This window comes from Nonomuraea sediminis, from assembly GCF_018531495.1.
GTDB classification, from domain to species: Bacteria; Actinomycetota; Actinomycetes; order Streptosporangiales; family Streptosporangiaceae; genus Nonomuraea; species Nonomuraea sediminis.
In genome coordinates, this window is record NZ_JAHDTI010000002.1 from 1,219,000 (window position 1) to 1,234,590 (window position 15,591).

Annotated in this window: 19 protein-coding genes; 2 read left to right on the forward strand and 17 right to left on the reverse strand. The window is 70.5% G+C overall.

Annotated features, from left to right (window positions below; genetic code table 11):
• Positions 1–3 precede the first annotated feature (3 nt).
• The 13 genes from KIK09_RS13895 to KIK09_RS13950 are packed head-to-tail and all read right to left on the reverse strand — an operon-like array spanning position 4 to position 10,988.
• Positions 4–714 carry a glycosyltransferase family 2 protein gene (locus tag KIK09_RS13895; protein WP_214319517.1) on the reverse strand — a complete coding sequence of 237 codons (711 nt, stop codon included), beginning with the start codon at positions 712–714 and terminating at the stop codon, positions 4–6.
• A gap of 59 nt (positions 715–773) precedes the next feature.
• On the reverse strand, positions 774–1,118 hold the full coding sequence (locus KIK09_RS13900) for an AAA family ATPase (RefSeq protein WP_308164073.1): 345 nt from the start codon (positions 1,116–1,118) through the stop codon (positions 774–776).
• On the reverse strand, positions 1,115–2,695 hold the full coding sequence (lysS, locus tag KIK09_RS13905) for a lysine--tRNA ligase (protein ID WP_214319518.1): 1,581 nt from the start codon (positions 2,693–2,695) through the stop codon (positions 1,115–1,117). The genes KIK09_RS13900 and lysS overlap by 4 nt, the downstream gene beginning before the upstream one ends.
• Positions 2,692–3,027 (reverse strand): nucleotide pyrophosphohydrolase, encoded by a 336-nt coding sequence (locus KIK09_RS13910; RefSeq protein ID WP_214319519.1) that lies wholly within the window; start codon positions 3,025–3,027, stop codon positions 2,692–2,694. The genes lysS and KIK09_RS13910 overlap by 4 nt, the downstream gene beginning before the upstream one ends.
• 1 nt (position 3,028) lies before the next feature.
• Positions 3,029–3,544 carry an OsmC family protein gene (locus tag KIK09_RS13915; protein WP_214319520.1) on the reverse strand — a complete coding sequence of 172 codons (516 nt, stop codon included), beginning with the start codon at positions 3,542–3,544 and terminating at the stop codon, positions 3,029–3,031.
• Positions 3,541–4,152, reverse strand: coding sequence for a VOC family protein (locus KIK09_RS13920; protein WP_214319521.1), 612 nt, complete (start codon positions 4,150–4,152; stop codon positions 3,541–3,543). The genes KIK09_RS13915 and KIK09_RS13920 overlap by 4 nt, the downstream gene beginning before the upstream one ends.
• Complete coding sequence (locus KIK09_RS57645) at positions 4,149–4,694, reverse strand: alkylhydroperoxidase domain protein (RefSeq protein WP_250572929.1); 546 nt, start codon at positions 4,692–4,694, stop codon at positions 4,149–4,151. The genes KIK09_RS13920 and KIK09_RS57645 overlap by 4 nt, the downstream gene beginning before the upstream one ends.
• A complete protein-coding gene (locus KIK09_RS57650; RefSeq protein ID WP_250572930.1) occupies positions 4,691–5,137 on the reverse strand; it encodes a CMD domain-containing protein in 447 nt (148 codons plus the stop codon). The genes KIK09_RS57645 and KIK09_RS57650 overlap by 4 nt, the downstream gene beginning before the upstream one ends.
• On the reverse strand, positions 5,134–6,132 hold the full coding sequence (locus KIK09_RS13930) for a putative FMN-dependent luciferase-like monooxygenase (RefSeq protein ID WP_214319522.1): 999 nt from the start codon (positions 6,130–6,132) through the stop codon (positions 5,134–5,136). Before KIK09_RS13930 ends, KIK09_RS57650 begins: the two co-directional genes overlap by 4 nt.
• The gene (locus tag KIK09_RS13935) at positions 6,129–7,667 is read right to left on the reverse strand and encodes a dipeptide ABC transporter ATP-binding protein (RefSeq protein WP_214319523.1); all 1,539 of its coding nucleotides are present in this window, start codon (positions 7,665–7,667) and stop codon (positions 6,129–6,131) included. Before KIK09_RS13935 ends, KIK09_RS13930 begins: the two co-directional genes overlap by 4 nt.
• A complete protein-coding gene (locus tag KIK09_RS13940) occupies positions 7,664–8,455 on the reverse strand; it encodes an ABC transporter permease (protein ID WP_214319524.1) in 792 nt (263 codons plus the stop codon). The genes KIK09_RS13935 and KIK09_RS13940 overlap by 4 nt, the downstream gene beginning before the upstream one ends.
• Positions 8,452–9,384 carry an ABC transporter permease gene (locus KIK09_RS13945; protein WP_308164074.1) on the reverse strand — a complete coding sequence of 311 codons (933 nt, stop codon included), beginning with the start codon at positions 9,382–9,384 and terminating at the stop codon, positions 8,452–8,454. The genes KIK09_RS13940 and KIK09_RS13945 overlap by 4 nt, the downstream gene beginning before the upstream one ends.
• On the reverse strand, positions 9,369–10,988 hold the full coding sequence (locus KIK09_RS13950; protein ID WP_214319525.1) for a TIGR04028 family ABC transporter substrate-binding protein: 1,620 nt from the start codon (positions 10,986–10,988) through the stop codon (positions 9,369–9,371). The genes KIK09_RS13945 and KIK09_RS13950 overlap by 16 nt, the downstream gene beginning before the upstream one ends.
• Before the next feature lie 170 nt (positions 10,989–11,158).
• Here KIK09_RS13950 and KIK09_RS13955 point away from each other — a divergent pair, with 170 nt between their 5' ends.
• Positions 11,159–11,362: a hypothetical protein gene (locus KIK09_RS13955; RefSeq protein ID WP_214319526.1), complete on the forward strand. Its 204-nt coding sequence runs from the start codon at positions 11,159–11,161 to the stop codon at positions 11,360–11,362.
• A gap of 45 nt (positions 11,363–11,407) precedes the next feature.
• On the opposite strand, the gene KIK09_RS13960 is transcribed toward KIK09_RS13955, so the two are convergent.
• Genes KIK09_RS13960 through KIK09_RS13975 form a run of 4 tightly spaced genes read right to left on the reverse strand, consistent with a single transcriptional unit; the run spans position 11,408 to position 13,977 of the window.
• The gene (locus KIK09_RS13960) at positions 11,408–11,974 is read right to left on the reverse strand and encodes a 3'-5' exonuclease (protein WP_214319527.1); all 567 of its coding nucleotides are present in this window, start codon (positions 11,972–11,974) and stop codon (positions 11,408–11,410) included.
• Between the two features lie 59 nt (positions 11,975–12,033).
• Positions 12,034–12,366, reverse strand: coding sequence for a hypothetical protein (locus tag KIK09_RS13965; protein ID WP_214319528.1), 333 nt, complete (start codon positions 12,364–12,366; stop codon positions 12,034–12,036).
• Positions 12,367–12,392: 26 nt separating this feature from the next.
• Entirely contained in the window at positions 12,393–13,490 is a 1,098-nt protein-coding gene (locus tag KIK09_RS13970) for a hypothetical protein (RefSeq protein ID WP_214319529.1), read from the reverse strand.
• On the reverse strand, positions 13,483–13,977 hold the full coding sequence (locus tag KIK09_RS13975; RefSeq protein WP_308164075.1) for a SigE family RNA polymerase sigma factor: 495 nt from the start codon (positions 13,975–13,977) through the stop codon (positions 13,483–13,485). Before KIK09_RS13975 ends, KIK09_RS13970 begins: the two co-directional genes overlap by 8 nt.
• Positions 13,978–14,034: 57 nt before the next feature.
• Between KIK09_RS13975 and KIK09_RS13980 the strand changes: the two genes are divergently transcribed.
• The gene (locus KIK09_RS13980) at positions 14,035–15,591 is read left to right on the forward strand and encodes a CocE/NonD family hydrolase (RefSeq protein WP_214319531.1); all 1,557 of its coding nucleotides are present in this window, start codon (positions 14,035–14,037) and stop codon (positions 15,589–15,591) included.

Sequence of the window (15,591 nt, forward strand, 5' to 3'; positions counted from 1 at the left end):
ACTCTAGTCGGCCAATGCCATCTCGGTTCGGGGGACGGCCGTCGTACGCACGCGCTCGCGCAGGATGGTCTGCAGCACCCGCCAGCCGTCGCGTACGGCGCGCAGGTTGCTCTCCCCGTGGATGCGCAGCCGCTCGTGGCTGGGCACCTCGTCGATCATCAGCCCGGCCCTGGCGGCCCGGATGTTCATCAGGGTCTCGATCTCGAAGCCGTCGCAGTCGAGCGCCAGCGTGTCCAGGTGCTTGGTCCAGAAGGCGTTGTAGCCGTAGCACAGGTCGGTGTACCGCGTGCCGTACAGCAGGTTCGTCAGGGCGGTGAGGGCGCGGTTGCCGAGCGAGCGCACCGGCGAGATGTCGTCGGACCCGCCGCCCGGCAGGTACCGCGAGCCCTTGGCGAAGTCGGCGCCGCACTCCAGCGCCTCGACGAAGGCGGCGATCTCGTGGCCGTCCGTCGAACCGTCGGCGTCGATCATGACGATGATGTCGCCGGTGGCCGCGGCGAATCCCTCGATCAGGGCGTTGCCCTTGCCGCGCCGTGACTGCGTGACGACACGCAGGCCGGGACGCAGACGGCGGGCGACGGCCACGGTCTCGTCGGTGGAGTTGCCGTCGACCAGGATGACCTCGTCGATCCAGGTGGGCAGGGTGGCGAAGACGTGGGGGAGGTTGTCCGCCTCGTTCATCGCGGGAACGATCACGGTGACGCTCGGCTTCATGAAGTCAAGGTCCCCCGACACACTAGACAGGCACTTGATAGCGCCTTGACCTGCGAAGATCACACAAGGGCTTCTGGGAGCCTTTGGAGGATTTCGTCCGCAGTCTGGCCGGGTATCTGCTCCGATGAATCGAGCCACAGACCGATGCGCGGGGTCTGCTCGCGCAGGATCGCGTCCAGGTCGGCGACCGTGAAGTCGCCGTAGCCGGTCTTGGCCCGCTCGCGCTCGCGCCGCTCCACCGCCGCCACGGAAGGAGCCAGCACGACGACGTGCAAGGGGCGATGCCCGATCATGCGGCGGTACGTGTCGCCCCGCACGTGCGCCGACCTCGGTAGGCGCTCGGCCAGTGCCTGCGCCACCGTGGACTTGCCGGACGCGGAGATGCCGGTCATCAGGATGATCACGCCTGTATCAGCTTTCTGACGCGGTCGGCGCCGACCGCGAGCAGCAGCGTGGGCAGTCTCGGGCCGGTGGCGCGGCCCACCAGCAGCCGGTAGATCAGCGCGAAGAAGGCGCGCTGCGCCGCCTTCAGCTCGGGCGTCGGCTTGGCCTCGGGGTCCAGCCCCGCCTGGAGCTTCGGCACGCCGTACACCAGCGTGGTCAGCCCGTCCAGCGACCAGTGCGTGTCGAGGCCCTCGCCGAGCAGCCGCAGCGCCTCCCGCTCGCCCTCGCCCAGCGAGGCGAGCAGCTCGGCGTCGGGCTCCCGCAGCACGTGCGTGCGCTGGTCGGCCGCGACCTGCGTCTCGACCCAGCGCTGCGCCCTGTCCAGCCGCGGCCGCGCCTCCTCCAGCGCGGCGACGTCCATGTCGCGCAGGATGCGCAGCTGCTGCTCCTGGTCGCCGGTCGTGACGTCCACGATCGAGGCCAGAGTCCGGTACGGCACGGGCCGCGGCGTGACCGGCAGCGCCCCATCCGCGGTGCCCACCGCCCGCTCGTAGGCGGCCTGCTCGGCCGGCAGCCGTTCGGTCTTGCGGCCCAGGGCGTCCCACTCGTCGTAGAGCCGGTGGATCTCCTGGTCGAAGGCGATCTTGAAGGACTGGGCGGGCTTGCGCCTGGCATACAGCCAGCGCAGCACCGGCGCCTCCATGATCTCCAGCGCGTCCGACGGGGTCGGCACGCCGCCCCTGGAGCTGGACATCTTGGCCATGCCGGTGATGCCGACGAAGGCGTACATCGGCCCGATCGGCTGCTCGCCGCCGAAGACGGGGCCGACCAGCCGCCCGCCGACCACCCACGCCGAGCCGGGCGAGTGGTGGTCGACGCCCGACGGCTCGAACACCACGCCCTCGTAGGCCCAGCGCATCGGCCAGTCGACCTTCCACACCAGCTTGCCGTTGTCGTGCTCGGCCAGCTTCACGGTCTCGCCGAACCCGCAGGCGCAGGTGTAGGCCAGCTCGGTGCTCTCGTCGTCGTAGGCGGTCACCCTGGTCAGGTCGCGCCCGCAGTCGGAGCAGTAGGGCCGGTAGGGGAAGTACTCGCCCTCCGGCTCCTTGGTGCGGTACTCGGCCAGCACCTCGTCGATCGCGCGGCGCTCCCGCATCGCCAGCAGGATCTGCTCCCGGTAGGCGCCGCCGGTGTACTGCTCGGTCTGGCTGATGCCGCGGTACTCCACGCCCAGCTCGGCCAGCGCCTCGACCAGCGGCGCCTTGAAGTGCTCGGCCCAGTTGGCGTGCGGGCTGCCGGGCGGCGCCGGCACCGAGGTGTACGGCTTGCCGATGTGCTCCTCCCACGCCGGGTCGATTCCGGCGGGCACCTTGCGCAGCCGGTCGTAGTCGTCCCAGGACAGCAGGTGCAAGCATTCCCGCCCGCGCCGCCTGATCTCGTCGGCCACCAGGTGCGGGGTCATCACCTCGCGCAGGTTGCCCAGGTGGATCGGGCCTGACGGGCTCAGCCCCGAGGCGCAGACGACGGGATTGCCGGGCGCGCGCCGCTCGGACTCGGCGATCACTCTGTCGGCGAGCTCGGAAACCCAGTCGTTCATGGCAGCGGAGGAGCCTTTCTCGCTGAACCCCGATAAAGGTCGGCATCGTAGCGGATCTCGCTCTCATCCAGCTTGCCGTGTGCCGCCTCTATCAGGTTCACCTCCAGCACGTCCGCCAGCCGTACCAGGTAGAGCAGCACGTCGGCGAGCTCGCCGCGCACCCGGTCGGGGTCGGCGGACTCGCCAGGCGTCAGCCACTGGTACTCGGCCACCAGCTCGCCGACCTCCCCCGACAGCGCCATCACCAGATTCTTGGGCGTATGAAACTGCTCCCAGTCCCTGGCCCGGGTGAAGTCGCGGTAGCGGGCGGCGAGCTGCTCGAGTTCGGTCACATCAAGCGACCCTACTCACCGTGCCCTTGATGTTCTGGGGATGGCGGATCAGGTTGAGGATCGGGCAGACGCGTTCCACTTCGGCGTGCAGTCTGGCGAGGTCCTCGTCCGAGGCGGGTGAGGAGATCTGGACCTCGTAGCGGAAGTTCTGCGGGTAGACCGGGATGTCGGTGTTGTCCGGTGCTTGCGCTCGCGGGTCGTATTCGGCCTGCACGTCCACCGCCAGCGAGTCCAGCGGCACGTCGAGCTCGGCCGCCTTGATCAGGAAGATGTGCGTCACGCATGACCCCAGCACGCCCGCCTGCAGCTCGGGCGAGCCGGGCCCCAGGTCGTATCCGGCGAAGTCGGGCCCGCTGTCGCTGAGGATCTGGAAGTCGCGGATCCTGATCCGGCGCACCCCGCTGCGGCCCTCGGCCGTCACCCGCGCCTGCAGCGGTACGGGACCGCCGGGCTCCGCCTCGCGGCGGGTCAGCAGCGCCGCGCGCTTGTGCGCCAGGTATTCGCGCAACGTGCTCATGCCAGCTCCACCTGTCCCTGGGGGGTGTCCAGTACGGCCCGCAGCCCGACCTCCTGGCCGGGCTCCACCTCGAGTTCGGCGCCCACCGCGGCCAGGTCCTCGCGCAGCGCCTCCGGGTCAGGGTGCGTGGCGGTGAACGAGGCCAGCGCCAGCTGCGGCAGGCCCGAGGCGGCCGGGTGCTGGGTCTTTCCCCAGTCGATGAGGAACGGCACGGGCTGTATGGCCACCGGGTCGTCCCTGCGGGTCAGGCGCCACTCCAGCAGGGTGCCGTCGGGCTTGCGGCGCGACAGCGGTGCCACGTCGCCCGGGTCGTAGCCGGCCTGCCTGGCCTGCCGTACGGTCTCGTCGAGGTCGTCGGGGTGGATGGCCCAGGCGGTCAGGCGCGGCTCGGTCAGGCCCGCGAGGCCGAAGGCGCTGGGGCTCTCGTCCGAGTCCGGGTCGGGGCCGATGATCTCCAGGTAGGCCGTGGGGCCGAGGCCGATCAGGTAGTTCGCCGTGCCTCCTGGATGGCTGCCGCCCTTGACGGGGGTCACGCCGGTCCGTTCGGCGAAGTCGGTGACCGCGGCCTCCAGGTCGGGCACGGCGTAGACGAGATGGTCCAGAGTCATGAGGGTTCTCCCAGTGAGAGCATGAGCCGGTTGGCCCAGTTGAAGAAGGCGGCCGCCTGGATCGCGTCCAGGATGGCCAGGTCGTCGAGTCCTGCCTCGCGCAGCGCCTGCACGTCGGGCTCGCTCGGGATGGCGGTCAGCGCGACGGAGAAGTCGATGATCGCCCGCCAGCGCGCGTCCTGCGGCGCGTCCACCCCCTCGTCGAGCAGCCGCTGCACGTCCTCGGTCCGCTTGGAGTAGTGCGAGGCGAAGCGGGCGTGCACCGAGGCGCAGAAGACGCAGCCGTTGACGCGCGAGGTCGCGGTGGCCGCCAGCTCGCGCTCGGCGCGCGGCAGGCCGCCGTCGGTGTTGTAGAAGATGTCGTTGTCGGTCTTGGTCCGCGCGTGCAGGATCGCCGGGTCGCGCGCCAGCAGCCTGAAGTACGGCGAGCTCGCCCTGGCCTGGTCGACCAGCGCCTGCAGGTGCGCGTCGGTGAGCTCGTCCTCGGCGAGCGGCTCGAGCCACGGCTTCCAGCCGAGCTTGTCCTGGGTCCAGGTGGTCATGCGGTCGCCTCCTTGAGCGCGCGGAGCCCGGCCACGACCCGTACCTGGAAGGTCAGGAAGGCGACGAGCTGGGAGATCGTCACGATGCCGTCGGCGCTCCAGCCCGCCTCGCCGAGCTTGGCCAACGCTTCGGGACTGGCCCGGTTCGGCCGGAACACCAGCAGGTGGGCGTGCTGGAGCGCGGCCCTGAGCCGCCCGCCCGCCGGCTCCTGGCTGGGTCGTCTGGCGGCGTAGAACGCGGCGACCGCGCGGTCCCCGTGCAGCTCGGTGACGTAGGCCGCGATCGCGTGCCGCTCGTCGAGGCTGACGTCAGGGCTTTCCGTGAACAGGGCCTCGAAGCTGCGCTGGGCGTGCTCGCGGGAGTCCGGGCGCCGGGCCCGCAGCAGGTCCAGCGGGGATCCGGGTGCGATCCCCACCAGCTCGTCGATCACGTCTGTGCTCATCGGTTGTTCAACTCCCTGGAGGGCGCCCAGCCGAGCGCGGGCGCGACCTCGGTCGCGAGCAGCTCGATCGAGCGCAGGATCAGCGGATGCGGGGGGTCGACGGAGTGGACCTGGAAGACCAGGTCGGTGATCCGTTGGAGGGTCGGGTCGGCGCCGAGGCCGGCCACCACGTCCTCGGGCGTGCCGACGTGCGCGTCCCAGGCCGCGATCAGCTGGTCGACGCCGCCGCCGTCGGGCTGCGGCTGCTCCGCCCCGGCCGGTCTGCTCAGGCCGATCTCGGCCTGGCGCAGCGCCTCGGCCCTGGTGTCGGCCACGAACGCGGTCCTGCTCGCCACGATCCTCGGCTCGACGCCGGCGGGGAGGTTGTCGAGGTAGGCGTCCACGATCGGCCTCTGGATCTCGGCCAGCGTGGCGTGCGGATTGTCATCGGGCCGCGGCTGGGTACGCGAGAGCATCAGCCCGTGGCCCGCACTCCCCGCGCGGGCCCCGCCGCTGACCGAGAACGTCGCCTCCCAGACCCTGTCCGCCAGCCGCGGGGCCGCCGGGTAGAGCCGGTTGCCGCCGCCCAGGTCCTCCCCGGCCCAGGCGTCCAGCAGGATCTTCAGGTGCTCGGCGTAGATCTCGTTGCGCCGCGCCGGATCGTGGCCGAAGGCCGTGAACGCCGAGGGCGTGCCGCCGCCCGCCACCCCGACCTCGAGCCGCCCGCCCGACAGCAGGTCCAGCACCGCGGTGTCCTCGGCCACCCTGACCGGGTCCTCGAGCGGCAGCGTGATGATGCCGGTGCAGAGCCTGATCCGCTCGGTCACCGCCGCCACGTGCGACAGGAACACCAGCGGCGCGGGCAGCCCGCCCTCCTCGCCGTCGAAGTGGTGCTGCGCCACCCAGGCCGTGTCGAACCCGGCCCGCTCGGCGTGCCTGATCTGCTCCACGGCCAGCCGGTAGCGCTCGCCGGGCGGCGCCTGGTCAAGCAGCCTGGTGAAGAAACCCAGCCTCATCGCACCGCCTCCGGTATGGCCGCGAGCAGCTCGCGGGTGTAGTCGTGCCGCGGGTCGGTGAAGACCCGCCGTGTGGTTCCGAATTCCACGATGCGTCCCTTGTTCATGACGGAAACGGTGTGCGAGATCTGCCGGACGACCGCCAGGTCGTGGGAGATGAACAGGTAGCTGAGCCCCAGGTCGCGCTGCAGCTCGGCCAGCAGGTCCAGGATCTGCGCCTGCACGGTCACGTCGAGCGCGGAGACCGCCTCGTCGAGCACCACGACCGCGGGATCGACGGCCAGCGCCCTGGCGATGGCCACGCGCTGCCGCTGCCCGCCCGACAGCTCGCGGGGCCTGCGGGTGAGCACGTCCGCGGGCAGCGCGACCCGGTCGATCAGCTCCTTCACCCGGGTACGGCGGGCCGCCCCGTCGCCCAGCTTGAAGTTGCGCAGCGGCTCCTCCACGATCTGCGCGATCGTCTGCCGGGGATCCAGCGACCCGAACGGGTTCTGGTAGACCAGCTGCACGTGCCGGCGGAAGCCGGTCTCCGCCCCCGCGACGGTGACCGTGCCCGAGGTGGGCTCGGCGAAGCGGGCCACCATGCGGGCCGTGGTGGTCTTCCCCGAGCCCGACTCCCCGACCAGGGCGTGCGTGGTGCCCCGCCGTACCTCGAAGGACACCCCGTCCACCGCGCGGAACGGCTTGCGTCCGACGCGGAACTCCTTGACCAGGTCGCGCGCCTCGATCGCGAGCTCCGCGGTCTCCGGCGGGACGAGGAAGTCGCGCACCGACAGGGCGGGGGCGTCGCGGAGCAGGCGGCCCGTGTACTCCGCCCGCGGGGCGGCCAGCACCGAGGGGGTCTGGCCCTGCTCCTCGATCACGCCGTCCTTCATCACGACCAGGCGGTCCGACCTGCTCGCCGCGACGCCGAGGTCGTGGGTCACCAGCAGGACGGCCGTGCCGAACTCCTGCCTGAGGTCGTCGATGAGGTCGAGGATGCGGCGCTGCACGGTGACGTCCAGCGCGCTGGTCGGCTCGTCGGGGATGATCAGTTGCGGCCGCAGCGCGATCGCCGAGGCGATGAGCACGCGCTGGCGCATGCCGCCCGACAGCTCGTGCGGGTACTGCCCGGCGCGTAGCTCGGGGTCCGGGATGCCGACCCTGTGGAGCAGCTCGATCACCCGCTCCTTGACGGCCGTCCGCTGCTTGTGGATGCGCAGGACCTCGCCGATCTGGCTGCCGATCGTCTTGACCGGGTCCAGGGAGTTGGACGGGTCCTGGGGGACCAGGCCGATCTGGGCGCCGCGGACCGACCGCATGCGCCTGGCGGACCAGCGGGTGATGTCGGCGGAGCCCAGCAGGATCTGCCCGGCGTCGACGTGGCCGTTCTGCGGCAGCAACCCGATGATCGAATGGGCGGTGGTCGTCTTGCCCGAGCCTGACTCGCCGACCACCGCGACCACCTCGCCGGGCTCGACCGTGATGGAGACGCCGCGGACCGCGGGACGCCCGCCGTACGACACCCGTAGATCTCTGACCTCGAGCAGGCTCATGACCCCTCCTTCGCGATCGACCGGCTGATCCTGCTCGCGGCGAGCACCACCGTCACCACGACGATTCCCGGAAGTGACGTCAGCCACCACGAGGTGGCCAGGTAGTTGCGGCCCTCGGAGATCAGCAGCCCCCACTCGGGGGTGGGCGGCTCGGCGCCGTAGCCGAGGAAGCCCAGCGTCGAGATCGCCAGGATGGCCACCCCGAACTGCAGCGCGGCCAGCGCCACCACGGGGCCGAGCGAGTTGGGCAGGATGTGCCGCCAGAGCACGCTCAGGAAGCGCCCGCCACTGCCGAAGGCGGCCTCCACGTAGTCGGTGTTCCTGACGCGCACCACCTCCGAGCGCGACACCCGGGCGAAGGCGGCCACCGAGCCGATGCCCACCGCGATCGCCACGTGCACCGTGCCGGGGCCGAGCAGGATGATCACCGTCAGCGCCAGGAGCAGCCCCGGCACCGACAGCAGCACGTCCACGACGCGCATCACGATCGCGTCGAAGATGTTCCGCGTCGATCCTGCGACCAGCCCGAGCAGCGTGCCGAGCACCAGGCCGACGGCCACCGCGACGACCGCGCCCGACAGCGAGTGGACCGAGCCGTGCACCACGCGGGCGAACAGGTCGCGGCCCACGGCGTCGGTGCCGAACAGGTGCGCCGCGCCGGGCGGCTCCAGCTTCTGCGCGGGGACGCCCACGAGGGGGTCGTAGGAGGTGAACACGCCAGGGAGCAGCGCCCACGCGATCACGAGCGCGACCGCCAGCCAGGAGACGATCAGGCCGATCCGCTTCACGTCGCCACCTTCAGCCGGGGGTCAAGCACCGGGAAGAGCAGGTCCACGACCAGATTGATGATCACGAAGGAGGCGGTGGCGAGCACCACCACGGCCAGCATCACCGGCGTGTCCTGAGCGTTGACCGCCTGCTCCGTGAGCCGGCCGATCCCGGTACGCCCGAAGACGGTCTCCGTCACCACCGAGCCCGCGATCAGCTCCCCGAACATCAGGCCCGCCACCGTCAGCGTCGGCAGCACCGCGTTGCGCGCCACGTGCCGCCACAGGATCCAGCCGCGTGAGGCGCCCTTGGCCGCCACCACCGCCACGAACGGCTGCGTGGCGACCTGGTCCAGGCTGCGCGCCAGCACCTGCGCGATGGGCGCGGAGATCGGTACGGCCAGCGTCAGCACCGGCAGCACGAGCTGCTGCAGCTCGCTCCCGCCGATGACCGGCACCAGCCGCAGCCGGAAGGAGAACACCTGGATCAGCAGGATGCCCAGCCAGAACGCCGGAACCGAGATGAACAGCGACGGCACCGACAGCAGCGCCCCGCGGATCCAGGACAGCCCGCTGTAGCTCGCCGCGAACGCGATCAGCACCGCGATCACGACGGCCAGCGCGAAGCCGGCCGAGGCCAGCCTGGCCGTCTGCGGCAGCGCCTCGCCCAGCCGTTCGATCACCGGCGCGCCGGTGTCGATGGAGTAGCCGAAGTCGCCGTGCAGGAAGCCGAGCAGCGTGTGCAGGTAGCCGGCGCCGTCCCTGCCGTAGTAGGCGCGGATCTCCGCGATCTGCTGCGGCGACAGGCCCAGCTCCGGGTTCTGGAACTTGATCAGGATCGCGTCGCCGGGCAGCAGCTGCAGGAGCACGTAGCCCACGGTGAAGGCGACCCAGAGCACCAGCAGCGCCTGGCCGACCCTGCCGAGCAGGTACCTCACTTCGACAGCCACACCGAGTAGAAGCTGGGCCTGCCCACCGCCTCGAAGGCCACCCCCTGGACGTACGGCGCGCCGCCGTACACCTGGGGCTCCTCGAACAGCGGGATCGCGTAGCCCTGGTCGAGGACGTAGCGCTGGATCTCGGCCACCTTGGCGTTGCGCTTGGCGACGTCCGGCTGCGACGACTCCTCGCCGAGGAGCTGCTCGAGCTTCTTGTCGTCGGACAGGATCACGTCACGGTTCTCCTTGGAGAAGTGGCTCTTGATCACGTCCTGGTCGGCGCGGCCCACCATGCCGTGCTGGATGGCGGTCTTCTCGGCGGTCTTGATGTCGACGGCCTGGGTGCCGGAGTCGGCGGGGCGGATCTCCAGCTTCACACCGAGCTTGGTCCACTGCTGGGCGACCAGCTCCAGGGTCTGCTTGGACAGCGGCTGCGGGCCCGAGACGAAGACGCCGAGCTGGAGCGGCTTGCCGTCCTTCGTCCTGATGCCGTCCGAGCCCTTGGTGGTCCAGCCCGCCTCGTCGAGCAGCTTGTTGGCGCCCGCAGGGTCGTACACCAATTTGTCGGACAAATCGGTATATCCGGCGGCGAGGTGGCTCAAGACGGATGTGGCGATCGGATAGCTGGGCGTGAACAGGGTGTCCACGACCTCCTTGATGTTCGTGCCCTTCTGCAGCGCCTGGCGCACGCGGAGGTCCCTCAGGATGCTGTTCGTCGGGCGCAGGTAGAGGCCGTTGTTGACGCCCCTGGTGGGCTCGGCGTAGATCGTGAAGCCGGCCGCCTTCACCGTCTTCTCGTCATAGGCCTGGACGTAGCGGACGAAGTCCGCCTGGCCGGAGGTCAGGGCGCCCACCCGGACGTTGTCCTCGGGGGTCACGATGACCTTGATCTGGTCCAGGTAGGCGCGGCCCTGGTGCTTGGACGCGGGCGGCGCCCAGTTGTAGTCCTTGCGGGCCGCCAGGTCGACCTCCTTGTCGATCACCTGCTTGGCGACCGTGAAGGGGCCGGAGCCGATGACGTTCTTGAGCTGGCACTGCTGCTCGTAGGGCAGCGTGATCGTCTTCTTGGAGACCAGGCCGGCGCCGATGACCGAGGTGCCCTGCAGGAAGCCGGGCGAGGGCTTGCTGAAGAAGAACTTGACCGTGTGCGGGTCGATCACCTGGCTGTGGTCGTAGTTGTTGACGAACTCGGCCGGGGGCAGCTTCAGCTCCGTGTTCCCCTTGCCGTACACGTCGAAGTTGGTGGCCACGGCCTCGGCGTCCAGCGGGGTGCCGTCGCTGAAGGTGACGCCGTCGCGCAGGTGGAAGGTGTACTCGCTGGCGTCGTCGTTGATCTCCCACTTGGTGGCGATCCACGGCTCGATCTTCAGCGTCTTCGGGTCCTGCCAGGTGAGCTTGTCGGTGAGCTGGTTGAGCAGCCCGCCGTTCGGATAGAACCCGGCGGCCGGCAGGTAGAGGCAGGTCGGCGGCTGGTGCTCGAGGTAGGTCAGCGTGCCCCCGTACACGGGTTGCCCACCGGCCTTGGCGCCACCGGACGCTTCGGTCGTGCCACAGGCGCACAGGAGCCCGGTGGCGGCGAGCAGGGCAACTGAGACGCGCAGTCTGCGTGAAGGCATGATCTGACAACCCTTTCGGGGCATACGGGGACGAATCACTAAAAACCATAATACCCTACCAATTTAGTAGGCAAATGAGGCGTGGATCAGGAGTACGGCGGGCCGTGGCCACCTGGACGATATTCATGACGTGGGTCCTCCTGCCTCGGGCACGTAAGCGGGATCGGCCCATGCATTCCACTCGTACGCCGGTGCCGAGCGAGCGCCAGTTGCTGCGCTACCGGTGGTCTCGCCTGCTGGAAGAACTCGACCGGAGCGAAGAAGAGTTCGCCGCCGTGCGCGAAGTCGTCCGAACATTGCTGGCGAGCACCGCAGGGTGGGAGGTCGCGGAGTTGCCCCGCTACCCGGCCTTCACCTCAGCGGCCCCGGACTGAGGTGTGGCGCCTCTCAAGCCTCGGCACTCCGCGCAGAGGCCGGCGCTAGTCGTGGGGCCAGCGGTCCTGCTTCATGAGGTCCAGGACGAGGGCGGCGATGTTCCAGGCGTCGTCGGAGCCGCTGTGGTGGCGGCCCTCCAAGGGGAGGCCCGCGATGCTCAGGGCTCGGGCCATGCCGGGGCGCTTCTTGAGGCCGTGGGCGGCGGCGAAGACGGCCTTGGCATTGGTGTGACGTGCCGAGAACGGGTACTGCGCCGGTCCGCGCCGGCACTGGGTGGTGAACTGGTTGCGGTCGTAGTCGCCCCAGCTGGCCCAGGCGCGGGAGCCCGCCAGGTGTTCGCGGGCGAGGATCGTGCAGGCCTCGGTGAAGGGCACGCCTGTGTCCACCTCGGACTGGGTCAGCCCGGTGAGGTCCGTGCAGAAGTCGCTGACCGTCGAGCGCGCGGGGCGTACCAGGATCCTGTGCTTGGCCAGGCGCTCACCGGCGGCCAGGTCGATGACGCACAGGCCGATCTCGATGATCTCGCTCACCTGCCCCGGTGGCGCCTGCCCGGCCCAGCAGGTGGCCTCCACATCGATGACGTTAAGCAACCGTCCATCATCCGCGTCCATGACCGACGACTGTAAAGGCGCCGCGGGAACAGCTCATCAGGTTTTTCGCGCGCCGCGAGTCACGGCCGCCGGTAGTAGGCGAGGGCGGCCGCGGTCGCGTAGGCCAGGCCGTACCAGAGGGCGTGGGTGGGGGCGCCGCTGAGGAGGGTGGCGAGGCTGAGGGCGGCGACGAGCGCCAGCATGGCGGTGGCCAGGAGGCGGGCGCCGCGGGCGAGCGCGACGACGGCGAGGGCGCCCACCACGCCGGAGGCCGCGAGGAGGTCGAACAGCAGCCAGAGGTCCAGCAGACCGGCCCGCGCCAGCGGGTGGAGGACGGCGCGCGGCAGCGCCTGGGTCCACAGCGGGCGCAGGCCGGTCAGGTGGTTGACCAGGGGAGGTATCGCTACCAGCACCGTGGCCAGGAGCGTACGGAGGCGGCTCAACGTACCCGCGACAGCTGGTAGGTGGAACCGTCACTCCACACCAGCCAGTCACCGGCGGCGTAGGCGGAGCCGGTCAGGCGGTAGGGGGTGCCGGTGGTGGAGTCGAGGACGACCGACTCGTTGCCGGTGGTGTAGGTGATCAGGCGGTTGCCCGCGGTCATGCGCGCCCCCTTGGCGGATTGCGGGACCTTGGTGCTGACGACCACCTGGTCCAGAGCGTTTCTGGCGGCCAGACGCAGCACGCCGTCCGCCACCCAGGCGAAGTGGTCCTTGGTGGCCGCGGCGTACCAGATCTGGTCCGGCTGGTCCATGGTTTGCACCCGGACCCCCCAGGGCAGCTCGTGCGTGGCCGTGACCTTGGCGGCGTCGATGTCGTACTCCAGTAGTTTCTTGTCGTTGAACGCGTCGACCAGGAACAGCGTCGGATACGAGAACGCCACCGCGTCGTGGGTCGACGCGACCTTGCTGGGGCCTGAGCATCCCTTGGCGAACCAAGGCTGGCGCATCACGTCGCTGCCGACGATCACCCCGTGGTCCACCCAGATCGGGCGCGCGGGGTCGGTGCCCTGCGGGCTGATGACGTGCTCGACGCCGTCCGCGTCCCTGCACAGCTGGTCGGCGGCCTTGCCGGTCATCCTGGTCCAGGTGCGCAGCCCGTCGCCCGTGCCGAGCCCGCTGAGCGACTGGATCCCCAGGTCGTGGAGCGTGCCATCCGATCCCAGCTCCAGCACCTGGCGGTCGGGGCCGAACCCGAGCACGGTCCCGTCGGCGCCCACGGTCTGCGGCGAGAGTTCCGGGGGGATCGGGGTGGAATCGCCGAGCACCTGAGCGATGTCTGGACTGCCGGGTAGGGGGGTGACGGTCTGCGTGGGGCCGACGTGGACCATGGTCGCGGCGTCCCCGCCTCTCAGTTGGACAGGCACCGCCACCGCGAGCGCGAGCACGCCGCACGCCGCCGCGACCAGCGCGGCCCGCCGCCGCACCCGCCGTACCCTGACCGCCCGGTGGATGCGGCCGGCCAGCTCGATCGGAGGCTCGTCGTCGTGCGTCGGCTCGCGTAGGATCGTCGCCAGCCGCTGCTCCAGGTCATCCATGGTCCACCTCCTGTGTCTCGAGCGCGTCGCGAAGTCTGGCCAGCGCCCTGGAGGCCTGGCTCTTGACGGTCCCCCTGCTGCAGCCCAGCAGATGGGCGATCTCCTGCTCGCTGCGTTCCTCGACGTAGCGCAGCACCAGCACCGCCCGCATCCGGGGCGGCAGCGCGGCGACCCGCGTGCGCAGGCTCGCGTCGGACAGCAGCCGGTCCACCGCCGCGTCCTCCAGGGAGGGCTCCGGTGGGGCGGCCATGCTCACCTCCCGGACCTTGCGCCGGCGTCCGTTGGTCAGCAGGCGCAGCATCGCCGTGCGGACGTACCCTTCCGGGTCGTCCTTGCGCCGTACCGACCACCACCGCGCCCCCGTCCGCGTCAACGCCTCCTGCACCAGGTCCTCCGCGTCGTGCCGGTCCCGGGTGAGGACAAGCGCGTACCGGTACAGGGCCGGCAGGCGCTGCGTCACGAAACTCTCGAACGTCGGATCGTTCACCACCCCAAGGACACATCACCTACGCGAGGGGTTGACTCAAAAGTGCAGACTCTGGACATGAGCCTGATCACCCGCCTTCTGGCCTGGCGCTACCGCCTGCCGCGTGCCCGTACCTACCAGGTCTTCGCCGATCGGGGGGTGAAGGTTCCGATGCCCGACGGCGCCGTGTTACTCGCCGACCGTTACGGGGAGCCGGGCGCACCGGTGATCCTTGTCCGGACACCGTACGGCAGGGCAGGCGCGTTCTCCGTCATCCCCACGCTGTTCGCAGAGCGGGGATTCCAGGTGTTCGTGCAGAGCACGCGCGGGACCTTCGGATCAGACGGACAGTTCACGCCATTCGTGCACGAGCGGAGCGACGGGCTGGCCACGATCGACTGGCTCGTCAAGCAGCCCTGGTACGGCGGCAAGCTGGCCACGTGGGGCCCCAGCTATCTGGGCTTTACCCAGTGGGCGGTCGCGGATGCGCCCGAGATCAAGGCCATGTCGCTGCAGGTCACCGCGGCCTCCTTCGAGGACCACTTCTACCTGGGCGGCGCCTTCGCGCTCGGCGACGCGCTCAGCTGGGCGGTCAGCACCACGCTGCAGGAGCGCCCGCTGAACGCGCTGCGCTCCGCGATCACCAGGCGCAGGCTGGAGAAGATGTACGGCGAACTGCCCCTGGGCGACCTCGACGGGATGACGGTCGGCCACCCGATCCCGCACTACCAGAACTGGCTCGACCGCGATCCCGCCTACTGGGCCGCCATCGACCACCGCACGATCCCCGCCGCGCCCGTCCAGACCATAACCGGCTGGTACGACCTGTTCCTGCCCGAGCAGCTGCGCGACTACGCCGACATGAAGGCCGCGGGGCGGCAGCCGTACCTGACCATCGGCCCGTGGAGTCACGGCGCTCCCCTCATGGAAGCCATGATGATCATGCTCGGCGAGTCGCTGCGCTGGTTCCGCGCGCACCTGCTTGACGAGCCGAGAGCGCTGCGCGAGCAGCCGGTACGGATCAACGTCACCGGCGGTGGCGGCTGGCGCGACCTGCCGGAATGGCCGCCGCCCTCGACCGCCCGGCGCTGGCATCCCGCACCCGGCGGCAGGCTGTCGGAGCAGCCCGGCGACACCTCCGACCGCTACCGGTACGACCCCGCCGACCCGACGCCCTCGCTCGGCGGCCCGACGCTCTACGACAAGGGCCTGCCGGTCGACAACCGGCCGCTGGAGGCCCGCCCTGACGTGCTGGTCTACACGGGCGAGCCGCTCGCGCGCGACCTGGAGGTGATCGGCGAGGTCCGCGCCGAGCTGCGGGTCCGCTCCTCGCTCGCGCACACGGACTTCTTCGTACGGCTCTGCGACGTGGACCCGTCAGGAGTCTCGACGAACGTGACCGAGGGCATCGTCCGGCTCGACGACCACCAGGAGGAGGTCACGATCCGGCTGAGGGCGGCCGCGCACCGCTTCCGCAGGGGGCACCGGCTGCGCTTCCAGATCTCCAGCGGCGCGCACCCTCACGTGGCGCGCAACACCGGGACGGGCGAGCCGCTGGCGACCGCAGGCCGTCTGGCGGTCGCGGAGCAGGAGGTGCTGCACGGCTCCTGCTTCGTCATCCCGGAGGCCTCGTGA